Annotated in this window: 10 protein-coding genes and 1 rRNA gene; 9 read left to right on the forward strand and 2 right to left on the reverse strand. The window is 44.3% G+C overall.

Annotated elements, in window-relative coordinates; all coding sequences use genetic code 11:
• Positions 1–69 precede the first annotated feature (69 nt).
• Both AACT42_RS18900 and zur read right to left on the reverse strand, forming a co-directional pair.
• A complete protein-coding gene (locus tag AACT42_RS18900) occupies positions 70–531 on the reverse strand; it encodes a chemotaxis protein CheX (protein WP_017043302.1) in 462 nt (153 codons plus the stop codon).
• An 18-nt stretch (positions 532–549) separates the two neighbouring features.
• Entirely contained in the window at positions 550–1,008 is a 459-nt protein-coding gene (zur, locus tag AACT42_RS18905) for a zinc uptake transcriptional repressor Zur (RefSeq protein WP_017043301.1), read from the reverse strand.
• 251 nt (positions 1,009–1,259) lie between these two features.
• Here zur and dusA point away from each other — a divergent pair, with 251 nt between their 5' ends.
• From dusA to AACT42_RS18950, 9 genes are all read left to right on the forward strand, one after another.
• A complete protein-coding gene (gene dusA / locus AACT42_RS18910; protein WP_094133447.1) occupies positions 1,260–2,240 on the forward strand; it encodes a tRNA dihydrouridine(20/20a) synthase DusA in 981 nt (326 codons plus the stop codon).
• A gap of 211 nt (positions 2,241–2,451) precedes the next feature.
• On the forward strand, positions 2,452–2,661 hold the full coding sequence (pspG, locus tag AACT42_RS18915; protein ID WP_026027454.1) for an envelope stress response protein PspG: 210 nt from the start codon (positions 2,452–2,454) through the stop codon (positions 2,659–2,661).
• A gap of 99 nt (positions 2,662–2,760) precedes the next feature.
• Complete coding sequence (locus AACT42_RS18920) at positions 2,761–3,417, forward strand: TIGR04219 family outer membrane beta-barrel protein (protein ID WP_019282801.1); 657 nt, start codon at positions 2,761–2,763, stop codon at positions 3,415–3,417.
• Between the two features lie 191 nt (positions 3,418–3,608).
• Positions 3,609–4,007, forward strand: coding sequence for an IS200/IS605 family transposase (gene tnpA, locus AACT42_RS18925; RefSeq protein ID WP_094183056.1), 399 nt, complete (start codon positions 3,609–3,611; stop codon positions 4,005–4,007).
• 138 nt (positions 4,008–4,145) lie between these two features.
• Positions 4,146–4,376, forward strand: coding sequence for a hypothetical protein (locus AACT42_RS18930; protein WP_038149123.1), 231 nt, complete (start codon positions 4,146–4,148; stop codon positions 4,374–4,376).
• Positions 4,377–4,472: 96 nt separating this feature from the next.
• Positions 4,473–6,326, forward strand: coding sequence for an assimilatory sulfite reductase (NADPH) flavoprotein subunit (locus tag AACT42_RS18935; protein ID WP_094134223.1), 1,854 nt, complete (start codon positions 4,473–4,475; stop codon positions 6,324–6,326).
• A complete protein-coding gene (gene cysI / locus AACT42_RS18940; RefSeq protein ID WP_094167980.1) occupies positions 6,326–8,059 on the forward strand; it encodes an assimilatory sulfite reductase (NADPH) hemoprotein subunit in 1,734 nt (577 codons plus the stop codon). Before AACT42_RS18935 ends, cysI begins: the two co-directional genes overlap by 1 nt.
• Entirely contained in the window at positions 8,052–8,804 is a 753-nt protein-coding gene (locus tag AACT42_RS18945) for a phosphoadenylyl-sulfate reductase (protein ID WP_094167981.1), read from the forward strand. The genes cysI and AACT42_RS18945 overlap by 8 nt, the downstream gene beginning before the upstream one ends.
• Before the next feature lie 1,020 nt (positions 8,805–9,824).
• Positions 9,825–11,369 (forward strand): 16S ribosomal RNA (locus AACT42_RS18950).
• Positions 11,370–11,430 lie beyond the last annotated feature (61 nt).

Consider the following 11,430-nt stretch of genomic DNA (forward strand, 5'->3'; position numbering starts at 1 on the left):
TAAGGTTTTATCCAAATAAAAAAGGTTGATACTTAACGGTATCAACCTTTTTTTCTTTAATGAAAGAGCTTACTCGAAACAGATTTCGATAAAAGCGTTACCCCACTGAGAGGTAAACGGCATGATAATAATTGCACCTTCGCATTTATGACGAATCGTGTGGCCTTTTCCTGAGACAACAACCGGAGTTGCCATATCAAAGTCAAAACCACTCTCGGCAAGAATGCGTTTAGCTCCGCCTGTCACCATGTTGGTGATTTCGCCGACCATATCTGTCACTTCTTCATTGAGACCGTTGGGGCGTTCACCTAACATATTTTGCATGATTTCCAATGCTAGACTTTCATCAAAAGTAATAGACATGGAACCGCGGCTTTGACTACCAACCATACCAATCAAGCCAGAGACATCACCACGGGCAATCTCATCTTTCTTTACACGAGGTTTCTGTGGCTTCAACTCTAATGAAGCCATCGTTTTTAACACGTTCATTAAAGAAGCTAAAAACGGGTTTACAAATTCAGCGCGCATAACCTTCTTCTACTGTTTTTATACTTTCAGACTTGAGGAACACGTTTGGCAAACACCATGAGATTCAATAACGTGATTAACGATGTTAAAACCGTGTTTCTCAGCGTTGCTTGCTAGCAAGGCTATCAGACTATCATCTTGAAGTTCAATAACATTGCCACATTTGTCACAAATTAATAGGTGTGAGAAATGCTTATTAGCATTACAAGAGCAACATGAAATAAAGCTATTTGTTGACTCCACTCTATGAATAAAGCCTTGTTCTAACAAAAAGTCCAGAGCACGATACACCGTTGGTGGTTTCGCTTGGGGCTCGCTTTGCTTTAAATCTTCAAGCAATTCATAAGCACTGGATGCTTTTTTGCTTGAACAAATCAGTTCAAACACTCTCTTTCGTTGAGAAGTTAGTCGTACTCCTCTCGCTGCGCATAGTTCTTCTATTTGTTTCGTTAGCTTGTGGTCCAAATTCATCACCATAACCATTGGACTTTAATAATAATATACTATTTCCAGATTAATAGCCTTGTAGCCTACAACATTTTCTGGAGTTAGTTAGCGATGTGATCGTTGTTTGCAACGAAAATAGTGCTTAAATTACCTTATATCGATGCAAAACGATACAGAAGAAGAACTGTTGGCGCTATAAACTCGAAGCGATTACAATGCCAAACTTTGTTTTTGGCTGTAAGTTTAGCCATTGAAACTGACTGAATTGGGATATCTAAATCATGACTCACCCTTGTAGGCTATCAGTAGCACCCATGCTCGATTGGACAGATCGCCACTGCCGATATTTTCATCGCTTGCTGTCCTCGCAAACGTTACTGTACACCGAGATGGTCACGACAGGCGCGATCATTCATGGTAAAGGGGACTTCTTGGCTTACAACGAGGAGGAACACCCAGTAGCGTTACAATTGGGTGGTTCAAATCCACAAGATCTCGCTCATTGTGCCAAACTCGCCCAGCAGTATGGGTATGATGAAGTTAACCTCAATGTGGGTTGTCCGTCTGATCGCGTCCAGAATGGTCGTTTTGGTGCTTGTTTAATGGCTGAGCCGCAACTGGTGGCGGATTGCGTTGCAGCGATGAAATCAGTAGTTGATATTCCGGTAACCGTGAAGACGCGCATTGGTATTGATGACATGGATTCTTATGAATTTTTGACTGATTTTATTTCATTGGTATCAGAGAAAGGGGGCTGTGAACAGTTTACTATTCATGCGCGTAAGGCGTGGCTTAGTGGTTTGAGCCCAAAAGAGAACCGTGAAATACCGCCGTTAGATTACTCACGGGCATATCAGCTGAAAAAAGATTTCCCACATTTAGTCATTGCTGTGAATGGCGGTGTCAAAACCTTAGCTGAAGTCAGTGAGCATTTACAGCATCTTGATGGCGTAATGATTGGACGGGAAGCTTATCAAAGCCCTTATTTGTTGGCGGAAGTGGATCAGACCATTTTTGGTATGGATACGCCGATTAAAAAACGTTCTCAAATTATTGAAGAGATGTTTCCTTATATTGAACGTCAATTAGCTCAGGGGTCTTACCTTGGCCATATAACCCGCCATATGTTAGGTATGTTCCAAAATATGCCAGGTGCTCGTCAATGGCGACGTTATATCAGTGAGAATGCGCATAAGCCCGGTGCGGGAATTGAAGTCGTGCAAGCGGCATTAGCAAAAATTCCGAAAGAGTTGAATGTGTAAAAATTACCAACTTAAGTGGTGATTTTTACCAATAATAGAAAGGCTAAATGACTCGGTGTTATTTGGCTTTTTTTATTGAAATAAATATTGCTTTTCAAGTGCTTGATTGGCCAAGAAACTGTGATTTTTTTAGTCTTGACTTGAAATCAGAGGTGGTAATGACAAGTTGGCTCGATATCTGCTAGTGGTAAGAGAAACGGAGGAAAACATCATGTTTGAACTTATTTTCTTATTGGTTTTTATTGCAACTTTATTGGCGACAGGCATCACTTTGGCGACTGTGTTTATTGCGACGGTTATGGGCTTTATCGTATTGGCATTACTAGGCATGATTGGAGTGATGTTTAAGCTACTACCTTGGATCATTGTGATTGTTTTGGGGGTCTGGTTCTTCCGTCATGTGGTGTACACCCCTCGCTAATGTGGCAGTCAACGAAACGTTAACTCACTTCAGGAATATGCTACTATCGCGTTCAATTAAGAACATGCATTAGTAGCGAATAAATAGGGAGCAATAGGGATGAATAAACCAATTTGGTTAGCGTTGGTCAGTGTGGCAATGATGATGTCAACCGCATCGGTTCAAGCAGAATCATTTTATCGTGGAGAAGTTGGCGCTGACATGTGGTGGGGCAGCACTAAAATCGACAATACTCGTCGTGATGATGTGAAGACACCTTCAATCCACGTTGCTTTTGAGCATCAGCTACCTTATTTGCCCAATGCGAGTATTCGTTATACAACGCTTGAGGCGGATTATGCATCCTTTGATAAGTACGACTATACCTTGTATTACAATCTGTTAGAGCGACAGTTAATGTCGTTCGATGCGGGTGTTACATTCACTCAATATAGTGGTTCTCAGTATCAAGCACCAGATAGCTTGAAGTACAGTTTTGATAAGACGACTTTTAACTGGTATGCCTATGCCACAATTAAAATTCCCAATACCCAAGTTGATGTGATTGGGCAGTTTGATTTTGGTGATAGTGGCGGAATTAAAAGCGCAGATGTACTAGCGGGTTTGCAGTATTCCATACCTATTCGTGCTGGCAATGTCGCATTGCGTGGCGGCTATCGTGTGATTGATCTTGAATTCACCGAACTTGACCCAAAAACGAAAAACTCATTTGTCTTTGTTGATGGTTGGTTCTTGGGGGCTGAATTTCAATTTTAAGTATCGATTCGATACTTACGCGCTAAATGCATTTTCCATAAAACGCTACCTCTACAAGGTGGCGTTTTTTATTGTCATCCCTAAACCACCGCCTTGGGCGGTGGTGATTGAACCTTGGGGCTATTGCCCGAAGGAGTGCCCATGCTAGAAGTAAACCACTTATTCACCACAAGTAAGAGGAAACTAAAAACATGGGCGATTATAGAAGTTCATCACATGTATATTGGCGTTGCAAATACCATATAGTTTGGACTCCGAAATACAGATTTAAGATCTTGAAAGGGAATGTAGGTAAGGAGCTTTATCGCTCAATCTATATTTTGTGCAATATGAAAGATTGTGAAGTTTTGGAATTAAATGTTCAGCCGGATCACGTTCACTTGGTTGTGATAGTTCCACCAAAAGTTTCGATATCAACGTTGATGGGAGTATTGAAAGGGCGTTCAGCAATCCGCTTGTTTAACAAGTTCCCACATATAAGAAAGAAACTGTGGGGTAATCATTTTTGGGCAAGGGGATACTTTGTTGACACAGTTGGTGTGAATGAAGAAATCATCAGGCGTTACGTANGCAGGGATGCCCCCTTATAGGGGGCTATAAACCAAAGCCGCCTTCTAAGAAGGCGGATTTTTACAACTGACAATTATATTATTGCGCAATTTCTTAGCAGAATAAGCAAAATGTACCATGCTTAATTCACGAGTGAATAATGTGAAAATGGTGTGGTGATGACGATTACCGAGTTAAGGGACTTGTATCGTGAGAACAAGCTTATCGAAGCCATTATTGAACCTTCTTTCCAAGAAGGGCATTGGATAGTCGAGTTTCGGCATTGCCGTGGTGGGTTCGTGCTATTAACCGATTCTCAGGGTGACGAATGCCAGTATACCGATCTGGATCTTGCCTCTAAATCGGCTATGGAGGTGGGTTTTAAGCAAGTTCGAGTCGAGTCTAAATGAGAGAATTAAGCGTAATGCCTACTTCCAAAAAGTTATAAAACATACTTATCTATTCTTTCTTGTTATTAAAGAGAGTGGTTAATCTATTGTCACGCAATGAATAGGGAAGTCGTGACCATGTCTTCAGGAAATACCATACCCCAAGAGCTAGCCAGTTTAGCTAGCCCACTCAATGACGCGCAACTGAACGGATTGCAGCGTACTATTTCAGAACTTTCCCCGCAGCAGCTTGCTTGGGTTAGCGGATATTTTTGGGGCCTCAGTCAGTCTCAAGCATCAAGCATTTCTACTTCCAGCTCACAAGCAGCCACTTTAGTATCAACGGAGCCTGCGACTCAATTAACCATTATTTTCGCTTCTCAAACAGGCAATGCAAAAGGCCTTGCTGAAGGATTGGAAAGAGAAGCTCAGGCTGCCGGTATCGCGGTTCAATTATTCGATGCGAGTGATTACAAAGGCAAAGATCTTGCGAAAGAAACGCATGTTATTTTTGTTGCATCGACCAATGGCGAGGGCGAAGCCCCTGACAATGCATTAGCGCTGCATGAATTTTTACAATCCAAGAAAGCGCCGAAATTACCTCACTTGCAATATGGTGTGATTGGCTTAGGTGACTCCAGTTATGAATTTTTCTGCCAAACGGGTAAAGATTTTGATGCATTTTTAGAGCAGCTTGGTGCCAAACGTTTTATTGAGCGAGTGGATTGCGACGTTGATTACGAACATCAAGCCGCCGAGTGGAAAGGCAAAGCATTAGCAGTGGTAAAAGAAGCTTTTGCAAGTACGCCTGCGCAAGTTGTGCAATTACCCGTGAGTCAAACCACGAGTCATCTATCTCAATACAGTAAGCAAAATCCTTACAGTGCGACTTTACTGACGAGTCAAAAAATTACTGGGCGAGATTCAGGAAAAGAGGTGCGCCACATTGAAATTGACTTGGGTGAGTCAGGTATAACGTATCAGTCTGGGGATGCGCTTGGAGTATGGTATGAAAACGATACAGAGTTAGTCAATGCCGTGTTATCTGCGACTGGGCTATCGGGTGTCGAAAGTGTTGACGTCGATGGCGAAAGTTTATCCATCCATAGTGCTTTAATGCATAAATATGAAATTACGGCTGCAAATCCTCAGATGGTGACCAAGTTTGCTGAGTTATCTGGTTGTACGAAACTGCTTGAGCTGGTGCAGGATAAAGAGAAGCTCAGATTGTACGCGAGCCATCATCAAGTGATTGATGTACTGCGAGAGAAACAAACTAAACTGACGGCCCAAGCGCTACTCTCTTTATTACGTCGTTTAACGCCGCGTCTTTATTCTATCGCATCAAGTCAAAGCGAAGTTGAAAATGAAGTGCATCTTACCGTCAGCATTGTTCAGTATACACACCAAGATGAGCACCGTTTTGGGGGAGCGTCCAGTTACCTTGGCCAGCGCTTAGAAGAGGGCGACAAGGTAAAGGTTTTCATTGAACACAATAATAATTTCAAACTACCGCAAGATGATAACGTGCCTATTATCATGATTGGTCCTGGCACCGGAATTGCGCCATTTCGTAGCTTTATTCAAGAGCGTGATAACCGTGAAGCAAAAGGAAAAAACTGGCTGTTTTTTGGTGATCGTACATTTACTCAAGATTTTCTCTATCAAGTTGAGTGGCAAAAATATCTGAAATCCGGTGTGCTGAGTCGTCTAGATGTGGCGTTTAGCCGTGATCAGCATGAGAAAGTCTACGTTCAGCATCGATTACTTGAACAATCCGAACTGGTCTGGCAATGGATTCAAAACGGTGCGTATCTTTATGTCTGTGGTGATGCAACGCACATGGCGAAAGATGTGCATGATGCACTAATTGTTATTGCACAGCAGCAAGGTGGGTTATCACGTGAACAGGCAGAGACATATATCAACGATCTGCGCAAAGCAAAACGTTATCAAAGGGATGTTTACTAATGAGCACCAAACAACAATCTAATCATCGAGAAGTATTAGGACAAGAGCTAGGCCCATTGTCAGATAACGAGCGCTTGAAACGTGAAAGTCACTTTTTACGTGGGACGATCGAGCAAGATCTGCAAGATCACATCACAGGTGGCTTTAGTGCTGACAACTTTCAGTTGATTCGCTTTCATGGCATGTATCAACAAGACGATCGCGATATTCGTAACGAACGTGCAAAACAAAAGTTAGAACCTCTGCACAATGTGATGTTACGTGCGCGCATGCCTGGCGGGATCATCACACCGAAACAATGGCTAGCGATAGATAAATTTGCAACTGAGCACAGCCTATATGGCAGCATTCGTTTAACCACTCGCCAAACCTTTCAGTTTCACGGGGTATTGAAGCCTAACATTAAATTGATGCATCAAACGTTAAACAGCATTGGTATTGATTCGATTGCCACAGCGGGTGATGTGAACCGTAACGTACTGTGTACGTCCAATCCTGTGGAGTCTGAACTGCATCAGGAAGCTTACGAATGGGCGAAGAATATTTCGGAGCATCTGTTACCTAAAACGCGCGCTTATGCCGAAATTTGGTTGGATGGTGAAAAACTAGAAACTACAGATGAAGAGCCGATTTTAGGTAATAACTACTTACCGCGTAAGTTCAAAACGACAGTGGTTATTCCGCCCCAAAACGATGTGGATGTACATGCCAACGATTTAAACTTTGTTGCGATTGCCGAACAAGGTCGGTTAGTTGGTTTTAATGTGCTGGTGGGTGGCGGCCTAGCCATGACGCACGGTGATACTTCTACTTACCCGCGTCGTGCTGATGATTTCGGATTTATTCCTTTGGATAAAACCTTAGAAGTCGCCGCCGCTGTGGTTACGACTCAGCGTGATTGGGGAAACCGGTCTAATCGTAAAAATGCAAAAACTAAATACACACTCGATAGAGTGGGCGTCGATGTGTTCAAAGCCGAAGTTGAAAAGCGTGCTGGTATTGAGTTTGCGGTCAGCCGCCCTTACGAGCTTACAGAACGTGGTGATCGGATTGGGTGGATCGAAGGCATCGATGGTAAGCACCATTTAACACTTTTCATCGAAAATGGTCGTTTACTCGATTTTCCAGATAAACCGCTAAAGAGTGGCGTGGCACAAATCGCTAAAATCCACCAAGGTGATTTTCGTATGACGGCTAATCAAAACCTTATCGTAGCGGGAGTACCAGCTGTACAAAAAGCCACGATTGAGCAGATTGCGCGTCAGCATGGTTTGATCAATGACAATGTGAGTGAGCAACGTAAAAATTCGATGGCGTGTGTCTCTTTCCCTACATGCCCATTAGCTATGGCTGAGGCGGAACGTTTCCTCCCTCAATTTGTAACGGATGTAGAGACGATCCTACAAAAACATGCGTTACCTAAAGAAGAAAACATTATCTTACGTGTCACAGGTTGTCCGAACGGATGTGGCCGAGCGATGTTGGCTGAAATTGGTTTAGTTGGTAAAGCTCCCGGCCGCTACAACCTACATCTTGGCGGCAATAGAGCGGGCACTCGTGTGCCTAAAATGTATAAAGAAAACATTACCGATAAACAGATCCTAGAAGAAATTGACCATCTAGTCGGCCGCTGGGCGCTAGAGCGTCAATCCAATGAGGGTTTTGGCGATTTCACCATTCGCACCGGCATTATAGAAGAGGTGATCATCTCTAAGAGAGATTTCTATGCTTGAAGTACCAGTAGTTCCTAAATTGTCCGAGTTATTGGCGCTAACTAAAGTAGAGCAAACGTTACGCCTTGCCCCATTAAATGCTTATCTCGAAACGTTAACAGCGCAGCAGCGAGTGATGTGGGCGATTGAGAATCTAGAAGGAACCCATGCGCTTTCTTCTAGCTTTGGCATTCAAGCCGCATTGATGCTGCATCTGGTTTCTAGCGTAAAAAGCGATATACCAGTGGTATTGACGGATACGGGCTATTTGTTTCCTGAAACATATCAATTTATTGACCAGCTCACGGAGCACCTAAATCTCAATCTGCATATCTTCAGCGCTACGATAAGTCCATCATGGCAGGAGGCGCGTTACGGTAAACTTTGGGAACAAGGCGTTACTGGCATTGAACAATATAATCACCTTAATAAAGTAGAACCGATGCGAAGAGCGTTAGATGAACTAAATATCGGTACTTGGTTTTCTGGCCTACGCCGAGAGCAATCACAATCGCGGGTGACATTACCTATTTTAGCGATTCAAAATGGTGTGTTTAAATTCCTACCTGTGATTGATTGGACAAATAAAGATGTACATTATTATCTGCAAGAAAATCACCTGCCGTATCATCCATTGTGGGAGCAAGGTTACCTTTCAGTTGGTGACACTCATACCACTCGTAAATGGGAACCGGGAATGAATGAAGAAGACACGCGTTTCTTCGGCTTAAAAAGAGAGTGTGGTCTTCATGAAGAGAATAGCTAAGGAGATGATGCAGGTATTTAATCTTCTATATAGTGTAAAAAAGAAATGAGTGAAACGGAAAAAGCGTCTGAAGGCGCTTTTTCTACGTTTGAAAAGATAAAAATTACAGCTAATGTGTATAACTCTGTGGGTAACATGTTTACTTGATCTTAGTAAAATTGAATAAATAAGGCTTTGAGCAGTAATTTGGTGATTAAGCGCTATTTTTGCAATTTTTACAAAATAACGCTTGCCAACGTGACTACGATCTCTATAATGCGACCTCACTGACACGGCACAGCCAGTAAGGGTTCAAGCCCAATTAGCCAGCCAATCAGTAGGTCAAATCGGTAAGACGAAATAATGTAAAAAAGTGTTTGACACTTTTCATTATCTCGCTAGAATGGCCGCCTCTTCAAAGGAAGCCTCGGCAAGCCAGAGAAGAACGCTCTTTAACAATATAAACCTATCAATCTGTGTGGGCACTCGTTGATGATAATCAAAAAAGATTTATCAATGAACTGAGTGACCAATCAGAATCAAGTTTACTTGATTTTGGCACAGTCAATTCATTGTTGTTCTGTTGGAACAACAATAGCTTTAAAATTACTTTTTTACTTTCGAGTAAGAGCAGTTTTGAAGTCAGTATTCATTGAGCCGGTCTTAGGACCAACAAAACTTTAATTGAAGAGTTTGATCATGGCTCAGATTGAACGCTGGCGGCAGGCCTAACACATGCAAGTCGAGCGGCAGCACAGAGGAACTTGTTCCTTGGGTGGCGAGCGGCGGACGGGTGAGTAATGCCTAGGAAATTGCCCTGATGTGGGGGATAACCATTGGAAACGATGGCTAATACCGCATGATGCCTACGGGCCAAAGAGGGGGACCTTCGGGCCTCTCGCGTCAGGATATGCCTAGGTGGGATTAGCTAGTTGGTGAGGTAATGGCTCNACAATAGCTTTAAAATTACTTTTTTACTTTCGAGTAAGAGCAGTTTTGAAGTCAGTATTCATTGAGCCGGTCTTAGGACCAACAAAACTTTAATTGAAGAGTTTGATCATGGCTCAGATTGAACGCTGGCGGCAGGCCTAACACATGCAAGTCGAGCGGCAGCACAGAGGAACTTGTTCCTTGGGTGGCGAGCGGCGGACGGGTGAGTAATGCCTAGGAAATTGCCCTGATGTGGGGGATAACCATTGGAAACGATGGCTAATACCGCATGATGCCTACGGGCCAAAGAGGGGGACCTTCGGGCCTCTCGCGTCAGGATATGCCTAGGTGGGATTAGCTAGTTGGTGAGGTAATGGCTCACCAAGGCGACGATCCCTAGCTGGTCTGAGAGGATGATCAGCCACACTGGAACTGAGACACGGTCCAGACTCCTACGGGAGGCAGCAGTGGGGAATATTGCACAATGGGCGCAAGCCTGATGCAGCCATGCCGCGTGTATGAAGAAGGCCTTCGGGTTGTAAAGTACTTTCAGTCGTGAGGAAGGTGGTGTTGTTAATAGCAGCATCATTTGACGTTAGCGACAGAAGAAGCACCGGCTAACTCCGTGCCAGCAGCCGCGGTAATACGGAGGGTGCGAGCGTTAATCGGAATTACTGGGCGTAAAGCGCATGCAGGTGGTGGATTAAGTCAGATGTGAAAGCCCGGGGCTCAACCTCGGAACCGCATTTGAAACTGGTTCACTAGAGTACTGTAGAGGGGGGTAGAATTTCAGGTGTAGCGGTGAAATGCGTAGAGATCTGAAGGAATACCGGTGGCGAAGGCGGCCCCCTGGACAGATACTGACACTCAGATGCGAAAGCGTGGGGAGCAAACAGGATTAGATACCCTGGTAGTCCACGCCGTAAACGATGTCTACTTGGAGGTTGTGGCCTTGAGCCGTGGCTTTCGGAGCTAACGCGTTAAGTAGACCGCCTGGGGAGTACGGTCGCAAGATTAAAACTCAAATGAATTGACGGGGGCCCGCACAAGCGGTGGAGCATGTGGTTTAATTCGATGCAACGCGAAGAACCTTACCTACTCTTGACATCCAGAGAAGCCAGCGGAGACGCAGGTGTGCCTTCGGGAACTCTGAGACAGGTGCTGCATGGCTGTCGTCAGCTCGTGTTGTGAAATGTTGGGTTAAGTCCCGCAACGAGCGCAACCCTTATCCTTGTTTGCCAGCACGTAATGGTGGGAACTCCAGGGAGACTGCCGGTGATAAACCGGAGGAAGGTGGGGACGACGTCAAGTCATCATGGCCCTTACGAGTAGGGCTACACACGTGCTACAATGGCGCATACAGAGGGCAGCAAGCTAGCGATAGTGAGCGAATCCCAAAAAGTGCGTCGTAGTCCGGATTGGAGTCTGCAACTCGACTCCATGAAGTCGGAATCGCTAGTAATCGTAGATCAGAATGCTACGGTGAATACGTTCCCGGGCCTTGTACACACCGCCCGTCACACCATGGGAGTGGGCTGCAAAAGAAGTGGGTAGTTTAACCTTTCGGGGAGGACGCTCACCACTTTGTGGTTCATGACTGGGGTGAAGTCGTAACAAGGTAGCGCTAGGGGAACCTGGCGCTGGATCACCTCCTTATACGAAGATTACACTGATGAGTGTCCACACAGATTGATGGTTTATACAGTTTAAGAGACGA

This window comes from Vibrio sp. V15_P4S5T153 (assembly GCF_963874485.1).
Lineage (GTDB): Bacteria > Pseudomonadota > Gammaproteobacteria > Enterobacterales > Vibrionaceae > Vibrio > Vibrio anguillarum.